The sequence below is a fragment of the Streptomyces sp. NPDC107517 genome (assembly GCF_055582645.1).
Genome location: NZ_JBVJPM010000007.1, coordinates 278,327 through 294,505, shown reverse-complemented (window position 1 = coordinate 294,505; position 16,179 = coordinate 278,327). Strand labels below are relative to the sequence as shown.

Here is a 16,179-nt window from a genome sequence, read left to right as displayed (position 1 = left end):
CGCGCGCCGATCATGGCAAGCGGATTGGCCCCCGGTGGATGGGGCCAGGAGCCGTCAGCGCGGATCCGGATCGGGTAGACGCGTGAACTCCCTTACGGCCGATGCCAGTTCGGTCGGCCGGTCCAGGGGGACAAGGGTGTAGCTGTCCTCGATCTCGACCAGCCGTCCGTGCGGGAGGAGTTCGGCCAGGCGCCGGCCGTGGTCGAGCGGCATCACGCGGTCGTCGCGCGCCCAGATGATGAGCGCGGGCCGGTCGAATCCCGGCAGGCGCTCCGCCGCCCTGAGCAGGACGCGCGTGTCGGAGAACACCGCGCGCAGCATCCGTACGGCATCTCGGCGAATCTCCGGCTGCGTGATGACCGGCCTCATCCACCGACCGGTCGCAGCGCCGCCCCGTTTCGTCAGCCACCCGAACGCGACCGGCAGCCTCCGCACCACGCCGAACCGCATCTGCTGCATGAACAGCCCGAACATCCGTGGCGGCAGTTTCCCCGCGCGAGCGAGCATTCTGCCGGTCAGCCCCGGTGGAAGGTTGTCGAACGCCTCGCACGAGACGAGCACCACGCGCCCCACACGCTCGGCTGCGCCCTCGGAGATGACCAGTTGAACGAGCGCGCCGCCGGTGTCGTTGCCTACGAGGGTGACGTCGCGCAGGTCGAGTCGGTCGAGGAACTCGACCACGAGTCGGGCGACGCCGGACAGCGACAGATCGGCGTCGGTGCGCATCGCACGGCGGTGTGCGCCGAGGGGCAGCGCCGGCGCCACGCACCGGTGCTCGCCTGACAGTTCCGCGATCGGTCCGTCCCAGAGCGAGGCGTCCATCATCAGGCCGTGCAGGAAGACGACGGTGTGGCCACTGGCATCCGCGTCCGCCTGCCCGCCCGTGTCCTCGTACTCGATGGTCCCCGCGGAGAGCTCGATCTCCCTCATGACGGGCTCCGGACCGAAGGATCAGCAGTCGCCGCGACACCATCGCCATCAGGTCCCTCATCGATCAAGTGGCGCTGGAGAAAGGCGAGTTCGGCCTCAACCGCCGGTTCGTGCGCGTCCATGAAGGGCGCGTAGTGCCCTCCCGGCAGGTGGACCGTCTCTGCCTGCGGTGCTCGTCGCGCCGCGGCGACGGCCGGCCCTGGCAGGGCGGACCGGTCCTGGTCGCACACGACGACCATCAGGGGACATCGCGCCTTGGACGCGTGGCGACCCGGCCGGTAGATGCTGAGGCTCAGTGCTGAGCGGGCGGCGACCTCCTGCCGCCAGTCGGGGTAGCGGTTGTCGGGGTTGAGCGCCCGGTCCCCGTCGTTGCCGTCCGGCGTGGTGAGCATCGCCACGGTCCCGGGCGGCCCGGCGAGCGGCATCAGCAAGGGCTTGCGTCCGACGAGACCACGGGCGGCATCGAGCAGACCCCTGACAGTGAGCCGCAGCATGCCCCACGGCGTCTGATACGCCATCGCCCCGCGCGACGCCTCGGGGCCGTCGGCCAGCGGTGTCTGCGCGATCGCTGCCGCCAACTGCGGTGTCCGCGCCGCGACTTCGAAGATGTGGCCACCCGATGCCGAGAACCCCCAGGCCGCGAGCCGGGCGGGGTCGACCTCCGGCAGGGCGGCGGCGCACGCGATCGCGGCCTGCCAGTCGGCGAGCTGCTCCCTGATGTTCAGGATCTGGCGCGGCGCTCCCCCGCTTTCGCCGAGGTGCCGGTAGTCGAAGGCCAGGACGCTGAACCCGGCGGTGTGGAAGCGTGCCGCGAACGGGTCGGTGCCCGGCTCCTTGGTCACCCCGCCGCCGGCCGCCATGACCACACACGCGCCGTTCGTCCCCTGGTAGTGCCACGCGGCGCACTCGGTGCCGCCGCTGGGGAATCGGACTTTCTCCCGCTCCATGGACATCCGCATGACCGGCCTCCGAGTGGATCCGATTGGATGAGAAGCACCCTCGCAAAAAGTGAACCACGTGGTTCACAACGTGTCTACGTCTCCGCCCACGGGGCCCGGCAGGATCGGGGGCCGTCCAGCGCCGCGGTTACGCCTCCGCGGCCTCCTCCCGCTCCAGCGCGCGGGTCAGCGCCTCGAACCCGGCGGCGACGCCCTCGGCATCACCGCTGGTCCGCGCGTCCACCAGAAAGCCCCGGAGCGTGGCGAGGACCATCTCGGCGACCTCGAGCTTGCGACGGTCTGACCAGTGCCGGGGACACACGGACAGCAGAGTGGGCAGATACTGCTGCGACGCCTCACGGCCCAGCGCCGCATGGCGTTCCGGGTCGTACATCGCCAGCCCGATGGCCTGGTCGAGCACGCGCGCCTGCTCCCCTACGAGGATCGGCCAGACCGCGCGTACCCAGTCCGCCAGCGTCCTGCGGTCGTGACCCTCGGTGGCGGTGGCCAGCGCCTTCGCGATGCGCCTCTCGCGCAGTTGGACGATCGCTTGCGTGAGCAGGTCGTCGGCCCCGTCGAAGTGGTACAGGAGCACCTTGTGCGTGGTGCAGGCCGCTCGCGCCGCGCGCCGGAGCGAGAAGTCCACGAGCCCGTTGACCGCGAGGTCCTCGGTGACGCGGGCGAGGAGTTCCCGACGCCGGGCTTCACCGCGCGGCGACCCGGCCGACCGCCGGTAGCCCGCCCGTCCTGATGAGCCGTCGTCGGCAGGGGTGTTCACGTCGGCGGCTTCCATGGCCGGTCCTCCTCGCGCAGCGAACGCTCGGGCCGACCATAGCCTCCGGGGGCGGACCATGATCCGCACGTCCCACCGGGGTCCCGTCAGCGAGGGAGCGCCGCCGCCGGTCGCGGGCGCCGCAGCAGCCACTGCCAGAAGCCGCGGCGGGGCGGCCTGGGCGGCCGTATGGTGACGCTGCCGCTGTGGACCTCACCCGTCATCCGGATACGCAGCCTGACCGGCGTCACGGGCTCGGGCCGCGCCTGATGGCGCACGCTGCCGCCGCGTACGGCCAGGTCGTCGACGTCGGCGACGACGTCGGGCGGCACCAGCAGCGTCACCGAACCGCTGCGCACCGCGACCTCGATCTCCAGGGTGGGCGCCGCCATGACGGCCTGGGTGAAGTCGAGAACGACGGAACCGCTCCTCGACTCGATCTCCAGACGCTTCGGAACCACCCAGTCGCCGTCCCGCTTCCCGCTCGCGCTGTCGACGACGATCCGCGACACGTCCCTCGGGGTTGCGGCCGCGCCCCCGGCCGCCCACGCGGGACCGGCGTCGGGCAGGTCGGCGAGCAGGGCCGCCAGCTCACCGTGGGTACGGGCCGTCAGCGCGGCCTCGAGCCGTTCGTCCAGCTCGTCCGCGGTCAGGCGGCCGTCACCGGCGGCGACAGCCAGCCGCTCCACGACCTGGTCGCGCTCCTCGTGCGACGCACGCAGCTCGCGGCGGTCTGGCACGTTTTCACCCGGCATGGAGGCACTCTAGTGGCGTGGCCGCCGCCCGTGGAACCGGCCCGAGCGGCCACCCGCGACCGGCCCGCCCCCGTCAGGAGTCCAGTACCGCCGCGACGCCCTCGATCTCCACGAGCTGGTCGTCGTACCCGAGCACCGTGACCCCCATCAGCGTGCTGGGGACGTCGTGGTCGCCGAACGCGTCGCGCACCACCTTCCACGCCGTCACGAGGTCCTCCCGGCGCGTGGACGCGACGAGGACGCGGGTGCTGATGACATCGCCGAGCGTGGCGCCGGATTCGGCGAGTGCCGTCCGCATGTTCTCCACGGCCTTGGCCGCCTGTCCGGCGTAGTCGCCCACGGCGGCCGTCGAGCCGTCCTCGTTCAGCGGACAGGCCCCCGCGAGGAAGATCAGCCGCGCTTCCGCGGGCGCCGTGGCCGCGTAGGCGTACTCGGCGACGTCGGACAGCGAGGACGAGCGGATCAGCGAGACGGCGCGGGGCACGTGGCTTCCCTTCGAAGCGGGTACGACGGGTGGTCATCCTCGCAAGGAACCCCGGCGGGCGCCCCGGAATTTCCCGGCGCGCAGGCGTGCGGGTGGCGAACAGCTGCCGCCATCGTCACCCGAGGTGAAGAATGGACGGGAGAGGAAAGCCACCTTCAGGACGGAGCGGGGCACCGTGGGGACGAGCGAGCACAGCGATGCCACCGAGCAGCGCTTCGACGTGGCGGACGCCGCGCCGGTGCTGCTCGACACGCACGGGGTGGTGTCCGGCTGGTCGGGCGGAGCCGGGCGGCTGCTGGGGTACGCGGCCGCCGAGGTCGTGGGCCGGAAGGTGGCCGAGCTGCTGCTGCCCGCGGACGCGGCCCGGGTTCCCGCGCTCAGCGAGCGATGCAGGAGGAGCGGCGGCTGGTCCGGGATCCTGACGGCGAGGCACCGCGACGGCCACTCGGTCACCCTGATGGTGCGCGTCGTCGAGGCGCAGCTCAGCCAGGGGTCCGAGCGCTGGATCGCGCTCGTGACGGACCTGACGGGGGCGCCGGGATGGAACATGAGCCGCTCCGTGCTCGAGCAGATGGCCACGCGCTCCCCCCTGGGGATCGCCATCGTGGACACGGATCTGCGGTACGTGTGGTCGAACGAGGCGCTGGCACAGTTCGGCGGCGGTCCGGCACAGGACCGCATCGGTCGCAGGCTGGCGGACATCCAGCCCGGGCTCGACTCCGAGCGGCTCGAAGCGAAGATGCGGAAGGTCCTGGAGACGGGCGAAGCGATCGTGGGCTACGAGCAAGTGGGCCGCGTACAGTCCGAGCCGCACCGCCAGGTCGCCCACGCCATGTCGTTCTCGCGGCTCGACGACGACAGCGGACACCCCCTGGGCGTGTACTACACGGCGATGGACATCACCGACCGCTATCTGGCCCGGCAGCGGCTCGCCCTCCTTGACCGGGCCGGTGAGCACATCGGCCGGAGTCTGAACGTCCTGCAGACCGGGCAGGAACTGGCCGATGTGGCGGTGCCCGGCCTCGCGGACTTCGTCGCCGTGGATCTGCTGGAGTCGGTGCTCGAAGGGTCCGAGCCGACGCCGGGGCCGCCGGATGACTCCGAGACGGTGATGCTGCGGCGCGCGGGTCACCGGTCTGTGCGGGACGGCGCCCCCGAGACCGTCGTCCGCATCGGGGAGACGGTCCGCTATCACGCGGATTCACCCCCCGTCCGGGTCCTGACCAGCGGTGAGTCCTGGCTGGAGGAGCGGGTCGACGCCCGGGCCGAGGACTGGGCGGCGGCCGCCCCGGGCCGCCCGGCGGCTTTCCTCATGGAGCTCGGACTGCACTCGATGATGATCGTGCCGATCCGCTCGCGCGGCATCACGATGGGCGTCACCAGCTTCTTCCGGCGGGACCGTCCTGACCCGTTCGACGCGGAGGATCTGGCGCTCGCGGAGGAGTTCGTCGCGCGGGCCGCGATCTGCGTGGACAACGCCCGCCGCTACACACGCGAACGCGACGCCGCGCTGGTGCTGCAGCGGAGTCTGCTGCCGAGCCATCTGCCCGAGCAGGACGCGGTGGACGTCACCGCCTGCTATCGGCCCGCGGACGAGCTGACGGGCCTCGGCGGCGACTGGTTCGACGTCATCCCGCTGTCCGGCGCCCGGGTCGCCCTCGTCGTGGGTGACGTCCCCGGCCACGGCATCGACGGCGCCGCCGCCATGGGGCGGCTGCGCACCGCGGTCCAGACGCTCGCGGATCTGGACCTGCCGCCGGAGGAGGTCCTGGCCCACCTCGACGACCTCGTCAGCAGGGGCGCACGCGAGGAGGACGCCCGCAGCGCGGTCCAGGCCGTGGGCTCCAGCTGTCTGTACGTGGTGTACGACCCGGTCAGCGGGCAGTGCGCCATGGCCAGCTCCGCGCATCCCCCACCCGCGCTCGTGACCCCGGACGGCGAGGTCTCCTTCCCCCAGCTCCCGATCGGGCCGGCGCTGGGCACGAGCGGTCTGCCCTTCGAGGCGGCCGAGTTCTCCCTCGCGGAGGGCACTGTGCTCGCCCTGCACACCGACGGACTGCTCGCCATCGACCCCCGGGAACCCGGCCGCGAGCCCGGCCTCGACGCGGGCAGGGAGCGCCTGCGCAATGTCCTGGAGCTGCGCGGCCAGTCCCTGGAGGGCCGCTGCATCGCCGTCGTCGACGCGCTGGTGCCCGCGCGCCCGAACGACGACGTGGCCCTGCTGATGGCCCGTACCCACCGTCTCGGCGCCGGGCAGGTCGCGTCGTGGGACCTGGAGAGCGACCCGGCGGTCGTCGCCGAGGCACGCAAGAAGGTCACCCAGCAGCTGTCCGCATGGGGGCTCGATGAACTCGCGTACACCACGGAACTCGTCGTCAGCGAACTCGTCACCAACGCGATCCGGTACGCCTCCGGGCCGATCCGGCTGCGTCTGATCGTCGAACGGGCGCTGATCTGCGAGGTGTCCGACGCGGGCGCCAGCGCTCCGCATCTGCGCCACCCCCGCACCACCGACGAGGGCGGGCGCGGGCTGTTCCTCGTCTCCCAGTTCTCCCAGCGCTGGGGAGCGCGCTACACCCTCGAAGGGAAGATCATCTGGGCCGAACAGGCCCTCGGCGACGAATCGGACACCGAGACCGGGGCCTACGAACCGCCCACGGAGACCACGCGCTGAGGCAGCGCCGCGCCCGCCGCGCCACCGCATCCCCTCCAGGCCGCAGCGAGGTCGCCCGATCACCGACTGCCGGGTACCGATATGCAGTTGACGTGCGGCGATGCGCACGATTTCCTGCTGCGATGACTGATCTGCGCATAGCGAAGGTGCAGGGCGACGCCCTGATCGAGGACTGGCGTCACGTCCACAACCTGATCATCCCGGCCGACCCACTGTCCCTCGACGACGTGCGCGAGCGGGTGGGCCGCAACCATCTGGAAGTCGCCTACCTCGGCGACACCCTCGTGGGCTGCACGACGGTGCGCCCGCCGACGAACGACACCGCCACGGCCACGGTGATCGCCCGCGTACTCCCCGGCCACCGCCGGCAGGGCTTCGGCGAAGTGCTCTACCGCCACGGTCTTGCGTACGCGCGGACGCTGGACGCCGCCGTCATCGAGACGGTCATCCTGGCGTCCAACGTGGCCGGGGTGCGGTTCGCGCAGAAGCACGGGTTCGTGGAAGTGGAGCGCTACGTGCTGCCGGAGGACCCCGCGCTGTGGTTCACGATGCGACTCGCCGAGGACGGGCTCACCTGACTATTCGTCTATCTTGACGCGTATGCAGTCCTACACGATCGGCCAGGCCGCGCGGCTTCTCGGCGTGAGCCCGGACACCGCGCGCCGATGGGCCGATGCGGGCAGAGTGGCCACCCACCGCGACGCGAGCGGGCGGCGGCTCATCGACGGCAGGGACCTCGCCGCCCTCTCGGTCGAGGTCGCCAGGACCGGCGGCGAGGACGACATCTCGTACACCTCCGCGCGCAACGCCTTCCCCGGCATCGTCACCGCCGTGAAGCTGGGCGATGTGGCGGCCCAGGTGGAGATCCAGGCGGGCCCTCACCGGCTGGTGTCGCTGCTCACGCGCGAGGCCGTGGAGGAGCTGGGACTTGAGGTCGGCGCGGAGGCCACCGCCCGCGTGAAGTCGACGAACGTGCACATCGACCGCACCTGACGTCTGCGGGCGGCGGCCGTCTCACCGGCCCCGGAAGTCGCCGGTCGACCAGGCCTCAGGAGCGGTCGGTCGACGGGGAGCAGGTGTACGCGCCCGCCGACCGACCGCTGCGCACGCTCTCCTCGACCGCTACCCGGCCGGCGGTACCGGCCCGGGTCCCGTGTACTGGTGGCGCTCTGGCCCGGTCACGCCCACGACGTGTAGCGGCCGTCCACGCGGATCGCGTTGATGCCGCTGATGTGCCGTGCCCCGCAGCGGTCCTGGGGCAGGACGAGCTGGGGGCCGGCCCGGTCGAGGGGCGTGTCGTCGATGGTGACGGCGAGCAGGACGGGTGCCCGTCCGAAATCCGGGTCGATCTCCGCCCAGGACAGCAGGGCGTGATGGCCGTCGGCTCCGGTCACCGCGATCAGGAACCGCAGGCGGTCCTTGCGCCGGGCCGGGTCGAAGCCGGGTCCCGCGTCGTGCAGGACGTCGTGCAGCAGCGGGCCCGCGAAGCTGTGTTCCTGGATGCCGCTGGTGGCGCACTCGAAGCTGACCCGGGCCGCGTGCTGCGGCCAGTCGAGCAGATCGGGCACCGTCAGCCGGGCCGGGCGCGCGACATCGCCGGTCAGGGCGAGCTCTGCCACCGGACCGGCGGCCGTAAGGGATCGACGCACGGACTACCACCTCCCGAATGACCGTACCCGGGCCGCGGCCGGAGCACTCTCATACAAACGCACATGCCTACCCCCGCCTGCACATGATCCAGCTCATGCGATGCAACAAGAGACTTCCGCCTCGCATCTGCGGCAGTATGATCCGTGCATGCGCACCTACCGGATCGGGGAGGCGGCCGCCTTGATGGGCGTCAGCGCCGACACCCTTCGGCGCTGGGTCGACGGCGGGAAGCTGCATGCCGAGCGTGACGAACTGGGCCGCCGGATCATCCCCGGGCCGGACCTGGCGTCCTTCGCCCGGGAACTGCACCGCACCGAGCGGACGAACAACGGATCCTCGGCGCGCAACCGCCTCTCCGGCATCGTCACCGAGGTGGTCCTCGGGGATGTGTCGGCGCAGGTGGAGATCCAGGCCGGACCCTTCCGGATCGTGGCCATGGTCAGCCGGGAGTCGGCCGAGGAGATGGAGCTGGAACCCGGTGTGCCTGCCGTCGCCGTGATCAAATCGACCAACGTGGTCGTCGAAAGTCATTGAAGTGTCCGCCGGACGCTTCGCGGAGAATCAGCCCGATTCTTCGCCAGAGAGCCCTAGGGAGTAACCCCGTGATGACCCGTTACGCGCGCCGGACCCTGCAGGTGACCGGCATAGGCGTCGCCGCGCTGCTGGCGCTGAGCGCCTGCTCCTCCGGCTCGGACTCGTCCTCCAAGAAGGACTCTTCCCCCTCGGCGTCCGCGGACTCCTCCAAGAAGCTCACGGGCACGGTGACCGTCTTCGCCGCCGCCTCGCTCAAGGAGAGCTTCACAACCCTGGGCAAGGACTTCGAGAAGGCGCACCCAGGCACGAAGGTGACGTTCAGCTTCGGCGGCAGCGACACCCTCGCCGCCAGCATCACCGGTGGCGCGCCGGCCGACGTGTTCGCCGCCGCCAGCCCCAAGACGATGGCGATCGTGACGGACAAGAAGGACGCGGCTACTGCTCCGTCGACGTTCGTGCGCAATCAGCTGGAGATCGCGACCCTGCCGGGCAACCCCGACAAGGTCGCCTCCCTCAAGGACCTCACCAAGTCCGGCCTCAAGGTCGTGCTCTGCGACAAGACGGTGCCCTGTGGCGCCGCCGCGCAGAAGGCGCTGGACGCCAGCAAGCTCAAGCTCACCCCGGCCTCGTACGAGCAGGACGTCAAGAGCGCCCTGACGAAGGTGGAGTTGAAGGAGGCCGACGCCGCCGTCGTCTACAAGACCGACGTGAAGGCCGCGGGCGACAAGGTCGAGGGTGTCGAGTTCCCCGAGTCCACCAACGCCATCAACGACTACCCGATCGCTCTCCTGAAGAACGCGCCGAACGCCGAAGCGGCCAAGGAGTTCATCGCGCTCGTGCAGTCCCCCGAGGGCCAGAAGGTCCTGACGGCGGCAGGGTTCCTCAAGCCGTGACCGAGCTCGACAAGTCCGGGGCCGCGGCCGAGGTCCTCACGGGTGGCGACACCCGTGGGGCCGGGCCGCGGCGTCGGCGTGCCCGGCCGGGCGCCCGAGGACGTGGGGCGCCCCTCCCGCTCCTGCTGCCCGCCCTCGTCGGCCTCGCGTTTCTGCTGCTGCCCCTGATCGCCCTGCTCGTACGGGCCCCTTGGCGCAGCCTGCCGGACCAGCTGACAAGTCCGGAGGTCTGGCAGGCGCTCCAGCTCTCGCTGATCTGCGCGACGGCGGCCACGGCGGTGAGCCTGGTCCTCGGGGTGCCGCTGGCCTGGCTGCTCGCGCGCACGGAATTCCCCGGGCGCGGCTTCGTCCGGGCTCTGGTGACGCTGCCGCTCGTGCTGCCACCGGTGGTGGGCGGTGTGGCGCTGCTGCTGGCGCTCGGGCGCAACGGTGTCGTCGGGCAGTGGCTGGACTCGTGGTTCGGGATCACGCTGCCGTTCACCACGGCGGGGGTCGTGGTCGCGGAGTCGTTCGTGGCGATGCCGTTCCTCGTCATCTCCGTGGAGGGCACGCTGCGGGCCGCAGATCCGCGGTTCGAGGAGGCCGCCACGACGCTGGGCGCCTCCCGCTTCACGGCGTTCCGCAGGGTGACGCTGCCTCTGATCATGCCGGGTATCGCAGCGGGCGCTGTCCTCGCCTGGGCGCGCGCGCTCGGCGAGTTCGGCGCGACCATCACCTTCGCGGGCAACTTCCCCGGCCGTACGCAGACCATGCCACTGGCCGTGTACCTGGCGCTCCAGAACGACCCGGCCGCCGCGATCGCCCTCAGCCTGGTGCTGCTCGCCGTGTCGATCGCGGTCCTCGCGGGGCTGCGTGACCGCTGGATGACGGCGTCATGACCGGCCCTGCCCTCCCCCACACGGTCCCCGCCGGACCGTCCGACCACCGGATGACCGCCCCATGACGCACATCGACCAGGTCACCGGCGGCATCCCCGCCGCCGACATCCGCGCCGAAGGGCTGGACGCCCACCTCGTCGTCGACCGCGGCACGTTCCGCCTCGACGTCGCCCTGAGGGTGGCCCCGGGCGACGTGGTCGCGCTCCTCGGACCGAACGGCGCCGGCAAGACCACCGCCCTGCGCGCGCTGGCGGGACTCACGCCTTTGACGGGTGGTCATCTGCACCTGGACGGCGCCGCGCTGGACCGTACGGCGCCCGAGTCCCGGCCGGTCGGCGTGGTCTTCCAGGACTACCTCCTCTTCCCCCACCTGAGCGCCCTGGACAACGTCGCCTTCGGCCCGCGCTGCCATGGCGTACCCAAGGCCGAGGCACGCGATCAGGCCGCGCAGTGGCTGGACCGCATGGGCCTCGCCGACCACCACGGCGCCAAGCCGCGCCGGCTGTCCGGCGGCCAGGCCCAGCGCGTGGCCGTGGCCCGCGCCCTCGCCACCCGTCCGCGACTGCTGCTCCTCGACGAGCCGCTCGCCGCGCTCGACGCCCGCACCCGCCTCGACGTGCGCGCCCACCTCCGGCGCCACCTGGCCGAGTTCGAGGCCGTCGCCGTACTGGTCACTCACGACCCGCTGGACGCGATGGTGCTCGCCGACCGGCTCGTCGTCATCGAGCACGGGCGCGTCGTCCAGGAGGGCGCCCCCGCCGACATCGCCCGTCGCCCCCGTACGGACTACATCGCCCAGCTGGTCGGCCTGAACCTCTACAAAGGGCAGGCCGACGGGCACGTGGTGCGGGTCGACTCCGGGCCGGAGATCGCGACCAGCGAGGAGCTGTCGGGACCCGCCTTCGTGGCGTTCCCGCCGATCGCCGTGACCCTGTACCGGGACCGGCCCACCGGCACCAGCGCCCGCAATCTGTGGCGCTGTCAGGTCGCCGGGCTCGAGACCCACGGGGACCAGATCCGCGCGGATCTCACGGGGGAACTCGAGCTCGCCGCCGACCTCACGACGGTCGCCGCAGCCGAGCTGGACCTGCACCCGGGCGCGCCGGTCTGGGCCACGGTCAAGGCGGCGCAGACGCACGCGTATCCCGCCTGACTCGGCGCCCACGGGCCCGTAACAGATTCGGCGCCTCCGACCTGCCAGGCGCCCACGCCCCCTCGCCTCGCAGATGCGACGGGCCTCACCCACAGCCGCACCCAACCCGACTACGGTGATGCTTACGCAGGCCCAAAACCTGACATTCCAGACCATTCCTGTGAGGCGTTCCGCATGAGTCTGAGCATCCGCAATCAGCTTCCCGGCAGCGTCACGGGCATCACCGCGGGTGAAGCCATGGCGACGGTCAAGGTCCGCCTCGACGGCGGCCAGGACATCACCGCCGCGATCACCCTGGACGCCGTGAAGGACCTCGGCCTCACCGAGGGATCCGCCGTACGCGCCCTGGTCAAGTCCACGGAGGTCTCCCTCGCCACCAGCAGGGTCGAAGGGCTGTCCATCCGCAACCAGCTCGCCGGAACGGTCGACGACATCGCCATGGGCGGCGCCATGGCCTCTGTCAAGGTCAGCGTCCCGGGCGGCGAACTGACGTCCGCGATCACCAAGGACGCCGTCACCGACCTGGCCCTGGCCCCCGGTACCTCCGTCATGGCCCTGATCAAGTCGACCGAGGTCTCGCTCGCGACCGCGTGACGGCCGGGCGTCGAACTGCGCCCGACCGAGGAGACGCGGCCACCGGAGGAGGCGGCGCCGCCCGGACGACCGTCACATGTTGATCATGTGTCCGGCCAGCCCGTGCACCGCCTCCTTCACGGCCTCGCCGAGCGTCGGGTGGGCGTGCACGTTGCGGGCCACCTCGTGAACGGTCAGGTCCCACTGCTGAGCCAGCGTCAACTCCGGTAGCAGTTCGGTTACTTCGGGGCCGATGAGGTGGGCGCCGAGCAGTTCGCCGTACCGGTTGTCGCTGATGACCTTGACGAAGCCCGTCGGCTCACCGAGGCCGTGAGCCTTCCCGTTCGCGGAGAACGGGAACTTCGCCACCTTCACGTCGAAACCGAGTTCGCGGGCCTGCGCCTCGGTCCAGCCGAAGCTGGCGATCTGCGGCTGGCAGTAGGTGGCGCGCGGGATCATGGTGAAGTCGACCTCCATGGTCTCCGCGCCGCCGATCGTCTCGGCGGCGATCACCGCCATGGCCTCCGCCGCGTGCGCCAGCATCAGCTTCGCGGTCACGTCGCCGATCGCGTACAGGTGGGGCACGTTGGTGCGGCCGCGTCCGTCCACGTCGATCGCGCCGCGGTCGGTGAGCCGTACGCCGGTGTTCTCGAGCCCGTATCCGGTGGTCCGCGGCGCGAAGCCGATCGCCTGGAGGACCTTGTCGGCCTCGATCACGCGCTGCTGCCCGTCCTTGGAGACGGTGACGCGCACCTTGGCCGCCGGGTCGCTGTCGTCGATGGACTCCACCCGGGTCCCGGTGTGCACCTCGATACCCAACTTCCGGTACTGACGGGAGAGTTCCTTGGACACGTCGGCGTCCTCGGTCGGCACCATGCGGTCCAGGAACTCGACGACGGTCACCTTGACACCGTAGTTGTGCAGGACGTACGCGAACTCGACACCGATCGCTCCGGCGCCCGCGATGACGATGGACTCGGGAAGCGTCTCGGAGAGGATCTGCTCCTCGTAGGTGACCACGCGGTCGCTGAGGGCGGTGCCCGGCAGGAGGCGGGTGGTGGCGCCGGTCGCGATGATGCAGTTCCCGAAGGTGACGGTCTCGCTCCCGCCGGCGGTCAGGTCGACCCGGAGCGTGTGGTCGTCGATGAACGTGCCGCGCCCGTCGTACTCGGTGATGCCGTTCTTCTTCATCAGGTAGTGCACGCCCGCGACCCGGCCGTCGGCGACCTTGCGGCTGCGCCGGTAGGCCTCGCCGTAGTCGAAGCTGACCTGCCCCTCGACGTGGATGCCGAAGGCCGAGGCCTGCTGCGTGAAGATGTGCGCGAGTTCGGCGTTGCGCAGGAGCGCCTTGGACGGGATGCAGCCCACGTTCAGGCAGACACCGCCCCAGTACTTCCCCTCGACGACCGCGGCACGAAGCCCCAGCTGGGTGGCGCGCACGGCCGCGGTGTAGCCACCGGGCCCGGCGCCCAGGACGACGACGTCGTAGTGCGTGGTACTCATGGAGCGTTCCTGCCGTTTCGGTGAGAAGCGAGTCTGGCCCTGACGTGCACGACGGTACGTCCGCGACCGGGACCCACGCAGATACGCAACGCCAGCGCCGCCCAGGTCCGAGCGCCGTCGCGCCCCCGGGCGCAGCTCAGTCCCCGGCCCGACGAGCCGCGCTCGACCTGCTCCACCTCGATGCCGAAGTCCTGAACGAGCTGCTCCAGGCCGCCCGCGTAGCCCTGCCGCCCAGGAGGAAGTCCCAGTCCCCGTTCGGTCCGCGGCGGAACGAACCGCGCACCAGGGCGGTCTCGCCCGAGCGGCCGTCGGAGACCTCGAGCCGTCCCAGGTCGGCCGGCCTCGGGTCGAGCAGGCGGATGCAGGCGTCCGTGAAGCCGGAGAGGTCGGCGTCCGGGTTCGCCTCCGGGGCGTTCGCGGCCACGAGCACGAACCGGTCGGCTGCATCCGACAATTCGAACTCGTCGAAGGAGACGTGGGTGACTCCTCCCCCTCACAGAAGACCCTGCAGCGACGTGACTTGAGCGTCCAGTTCCTCGGTGCGGCGCAGGGTCTCGGCGGCCCGCCGGTACTCGCGGTGGTTCTGGAGCGCTCGCCGTTGACAGGCCGGGCTTGCTGCGCTCCTTGCCTCTGCGCTCCATCGGTCAGGTGGCCTCGGGCCGGTACCACCGTCGGACTTCACCTGATCACCGGCATATGCTGTGGCCGCCCGGAGGAGGGGCCATTCACGTGAGTGCACAGCGATGCCCCTTGTGCGGGTCCGAACCGATTGCCGGCCGGCAGCCGGTGTGCGGCTGCGCGACGCCCGCACCGGCGGTGCCGGTGAACCCGGTGTTCGGGCAGGTGGCCCCGCCCGGTCAGTCCGCCGGGACGGTGGCCCAGGAGGATCTGCAGCTCTTCGAGGGGCCGGTCCGGGTCGGGCCGGCCGTCGAGGGTATGCCGGTCCGGACTTCGGAGCATGCTGTCGCCGCCGGCCGTGGTCTTCGGCCGCCCGCGCCCCTCAGGCGCCGGCGGGTGATCGTCGGGGCCGCGGCGTTGGGTGTCGGGGCGGCCGCCGTCATCGCCGTGGTGAGTGGCGTGTTCAGCTCCGGGACCGGCCCGAGCCGGACCGTGTCGGCGGCGGAGGATTCCGCCGTGCCCGCGCCGTCCGGACCTGTCTCGTCGCGGTCGGCGGACCCTTCTCCCGAGAACGGCGGCGCGCACGCGACCCGCTCCCCCGGCCCTTCGACGTCGGCCGCCTCCGGAACGGCGTCCACCTCGGCGGCGGCACCCGCCTCCACCTCGGCGAAATCCTCCTCCACGACGCCTTCCGCGCCCGCATCCGCGGTGTCTTCCGCCGCCCGCCCGGTGTCCGGCGCCCGAGTCCTGTCCACCGGCAGCCATGGCGGTCAGGTCAAAGACCTCCAACAACGGCTGACCCAGCTCAACTTGTACACGGGGCCGGCCGACGGCAGGTACTCGACCGATGTCGCGGACGCGGTCCACCGGTATCAGGTGGCCCGCGGCATCGACGAGGACGCCGGTGTGTACGGTCCGAAGACGCGGGCCGCGCTGGAGGCGGAGACCCGGCGGGGCTGAGAGCATGGCCGCCCGTCGCCGTCCCGTACCACGTGAGGAAGTTGACCCGTCATGTCGCTCGTGCCCGCCGATCCGACCGTGCTTCACCCGATGCCGGGGCAGTCGCGGGTCGTGCTGCTCAAACCGCTCGTCACCTCGCCGCTGATCGAGGTCGGCGAGTTCTCGTACTACGACGATCCTGACGACCCGACCGCCTTCGAGACGCGCAATGTGCTGTACCACTACGGGCCGGAGAAGCTGGTCATCGGGAAGTTCTGCGCGCTGGGCGAGGGCGTGCGGTTCATCATGAACGGCGCCAACCACCGTATGGACGGCCCGTCGACGTTCCCCTTCCCCATCATGGGCGGTTCGTGGGCGGACCACTTCGATCTCATCAGCGGGCTGCCCGGCCGGGGTGACACGGTGGTCGGGAACGACGTGTGGTTCGGCTACCGCACCACGGTGATGCCCGGCGTGCGCATCGGGCACGGGGCGATCATCGCCTCGGGTTCGGTGGTCGTCGACGACGTGCCCGACTACGGGATCGTCGGCGGCAACCCGGCGAGACTCATCCGCCGCCGTTACTCCGACGAGGACGTCGAGCGCCTGCTCGCCCTCGCGTGGTGGGACTGGCCCACCGAGCACCTCGCCGAGCACGTGCGCACCGTCATGTCCGGCTCCGTCGACGCTCTGGAGGCCGTGGCCCCGAAGCCGCGGTGACCGGGGCGGCGGGCATCGCTCGGCGCAACCAAGTCGAGTGTCTCTTCGGCAAGATCCGGATGTTCCGCGTCCTGACCGGCACGTCCGAGATCCAGAAGAACGGCATCGCCAAGGGCCTGGCGCTTCCCGGCTGAACCGGGCCGTCGGCCCACCGGGCGACCCTGC

19 protein-coding genes and 1 pseudogene are annotated in these 16,179 nt (G+C 71.4%); 11 read left to right on the top strand and 9 right to left on the bottom strand.

Annotated elements, in window-relative coordinates; genetic code table 11:
- Window positions 1-54: 54 nt before the first annotated feature.
- From ACZ67T_RS19320 to ACZ67T_RS19300, 5 genes are all read right to left on the bottom strand, one after another.
- On the bottom strand, window positions 55-930 hold the full coding sequence (locus tag ACZ67T_RS19320; protein ID WP_469985422.1) for an alpha/beta fold hydrolase: 876 nt from the start codon (window positions 928-930) through the stop codon (window positions 55-57).
- On the bottom strand, window positions 927-1,889 hold the full coding sequence (locus ACZ67T_RS19315; RefSeq protein ID WP_469985421.1) for an alpha/beta hydrolase: 963 nt from the start codon (window positions 1,887-1,889) through the stop codon (window positions 927-929). Before ACZ67T_RS19315 ends, ACZ67T_RS19320 begins: the two co-directional genes overlap by 4 nt.
- Before the next feature lie 127 nt (window positions 1,890-2,016).
- Complete coding sequence (locus ACZ67T_RS19310; protein WP_469985419.1) at window positions 2,017-2,661, bottom strand: TetR/AcrR family transcriptional regulator; 645 nt, start codon at window positions 2,659-2,661, stop codon at window positions 2,017-2,019.
- Window positions 2,662-2,747: 86 nt separating this feature from the next.
- A complete protein-coding gene (locus ACZ67T_RS19305; RefSeq protein WP_469985417.1) occupies window positions 2,748-3,395 on the bottom strand; it encodes a DUF1707 SHOCT-like domain-containing protein in 648 nt (215 codons plus the stop codon).
- A 73-nt stretch (window positions 3,396-3,468) separates the two neighbouring features.
- Window positions 3,469-3,879: a RidA family protein gene (locus ACZ67T_RS19300; RefSeq protein ID WP_469985415.1), complete on the bottom strand. Its 411-nt coding sequence runs from the start codon at window positions 3,877-3,879 to the stop codon at window positions 3,469-3,471.
- Between the two features lie 175 nt (window positions 3,880-4,054).
- Between ACZ67T_RS19300 and ACZ67T_RS19295 the strand changes: the two genes are divergently transcribed.
- The 3 genes from ACZ67T_RS19295 to ACZ67T_RS19285 all read left to right on the top strand — a co-directional run bounded on the left by ACZ67T_RS19295 (window position 4,055) and on the right by ACZ67T_RS19285 (window position 7,546).
- On the top strand, window positions 4,055-6,553 hold the full coding sequence (locus ACZ67T_RS19295) for a SpoIIE family protein phosphatase (protein WP_469985414.1): 2,499 nt from the start codon (window positions 4,055-4,057) through the stop codon (window positions 6,551-6,553).
- Window positions 6,554-6,675: 122 nt separating this feature from the next.
- Entirely contained in the window at window positions 6,676-7,131 is a 456-nt protein-coding gene (locus tag ACZ67T_RS19290; protein WP_469985412.1) for a GNAT family N-acetyltransferase, read from the top strand.
- Window positions 7,132-7,153: 22 nt separating this feature from the next.
- The gene (locus tag ACZ67T_RS19285; RefSeq protein ID WP_389528142.1) at window positions 7,154-7,546 is read left to right on the top strand and encodes a TOBE domain-containing protein; all 393 of its coding nucleotides are present in this window, start codon (window positions 7,154-7,156) and stop codon (window positions 7,544-7,546) included.
- Between the two features lie 185 nt (window positions 7,547-7,731).
- On the opposite strand, the gene ACZ67T_RS19280 is transcribed toward ACZ67T_RS19285, so the two are convergent.
- Window positions 7,732-8,202: a molybdopterin-dependent oxidoreductase gene (locus ACZ67T_RS19280; protein ID WP_469985411.1), complete on the bottom strand. Its 471-nt coding sequence runs from the start codon at window positions 8,200-8,202 to the stop codon at window positions 7,732-7,734.
- Window positions 8,203-8,350: 148 nt separating this feature from the next.
- Here ACZ67T_RS19280 and ACZ67T_RS19275 point away from each other — a divergent pair, with 148 nt between their 5' ends.
- The 5 genes from ACZ67T_RS19275 to ACZ67T_RS19255 all read left to right on the top strand — a co-directional run bounded on the left by ACZ67T_RS19275 (window position 8,351) and on the right by ACZ67T_RS19255 (window position 12,255).
- Window positions 8,351-8,737, top strand: coding sequence for a TOBE domain-containing protein (locus tag ACZ67T_RS19275; protein ID WP_469985410.1), 387 nt, complete (start codon window positions 8,351-8,353; stop codon window positions 8,735-8,737).
- Between the two features lie 71 nt (window positions 8,738-8,808).
- Window positions 8,809-9,630, top strand: coding sequence for a molybdate ABC transporter substrate-binding protein (gene modA, locus ACZ67T_RS19270; protein WP_469985408.1), 822 nt, complete (start codon window positions 8,809-8,811; stop codon window positions 9,628-9,630).
- Window positions 9,627-10,508 carry a molybdate ABC transporter permease subunit gene (gene modB / locus ACZ67T_RS19265; RefSeq protein WP_469985407.1) on the top strand — a complete coding sequence of 294 codons (882 nt, stop codon included), beginning with the start codon at window positions 9,627-9,629 and terminating at the stop codon, window positions 10,506-10,508. Before modA ends, modB begins: the two co-directional genes overlap by 4 nt.
- Before the next feature lie 61 nt (window positions 10,509-10,569).
- Window positions 10,570-11,661, top strand: coding sequence for an ABC transporter ATP-binding protein (locus tag ACZ67T_RS19260; protein WP_469985405.1), 1,092 nt, complete (start codon window positions 10,570-10,572; stop codon window positions 11,659-11,661).
- Between the two features lie 174 nt (window positions 11,662-11,835).
- Window positions 11,836-12,255, top strand: a complete 420-nt coding sequence (locus tag ACZ67T_RS19255; protein WP_469985403.1) for a TOBE domain-containing protein — start codon at window positions 11,836-11,838, stop codon at window positions 12,253-12,255.
- 72 nt (window positions 12,256-12,327) lie between these two features.
- Here the strand turns inward: ACZ67T_RS19255 and lpdA are convergent, their stop codons facing one another.
- The 3 genes and pseudogenes from lpdA to ACZ67T_RS19240 form a co-directional block, all read right to left on the bottom strand.
- Window positions 12,328-13,737 carry a dihydrolipoyl dehydrogenase gene (lpdA, locus tag ACZ67T_RS19250; RefSeq protein WP_469985402.1) on the bottom strand — a complete coding sequence of 470 codons (1,410 nt, stop codon included), beginning with the start codon at window positions 13,735-13,737 and terminating at the stop codon, window positions 12,328-12,330.
- Between the two features lie 170 nt (window positions 13,738-13,907).
- Window positions 13,908-14,212, bottom strand: a pseudogene (locus ACZ67T_RS19245) (TerD family protein); the annotation flags it as partial.
- 382 nt (window positions 14,213-14,594) lie between these two features.
- Entirely contained in the window at window positions 14,595-15,038 is a 444-nt protein-coding gene (locus ACZ67T_RS19240; protein ID WP_469985400.1) for a hypothetical protein, read from the bottom strand.
- 25 nt (window positions 15,039-15,063) lie between these two features.
- Here ACZ67T_RS19240 and ACZ67T_RS19235 point away from each other — a divergent pair, with 25 nt between their 5' ends.
- The 3 genes from ACZ67T_RS19235 to ACZ67T_RS19225 are packed head-to-tail and all read left to right on the top strand — an operon-like array spanning window position 15,064 to window position 16,148.
- Window positions 15,064-15,315 carry a peptidoglycan-binding domain-containing protein gene (locus ACZ67T_RS19235; protein ID WP_469985398.1) on the top strand — a complete coding sequence of 84 codons (252 nt, stop codon included), beginning with the start codon at window positions 15,064-15,066 and terminating at the stop codon, window positions 15,313-15,315.
- Between the two features lie 51 nt (window positions 15,316-15,366).
- Window positions 15,367-16,014: a CatB-related O-acetyltransferase gene (locus tag ACZ67T_RS19230; RefSeq protein ID WP_469985397.1), complete on the top strand. Its 648-nt coding sequence runs from the start codon at window positions 15,367-15,369 to the stop codon at window positions 16,012-16,014.
- Complete coding sequence (locus ACZ67T_RS19225; RefSeq protein WP_469985395.1) at window positions 16,011-16,148, top strand: acyl-CoA dehydrogenase family protein; 138 nt, start codon at window positions 16,011-16,013, stop codon at window positions 16,146-16,148. Before ACZ67T_RS19230 ends, ACZ67T_RS19225 begins: the two co-directional genes overlap by 4 nt.
- Window positions 16,149-16,179 lie beyond the last annotated feature (31 nt).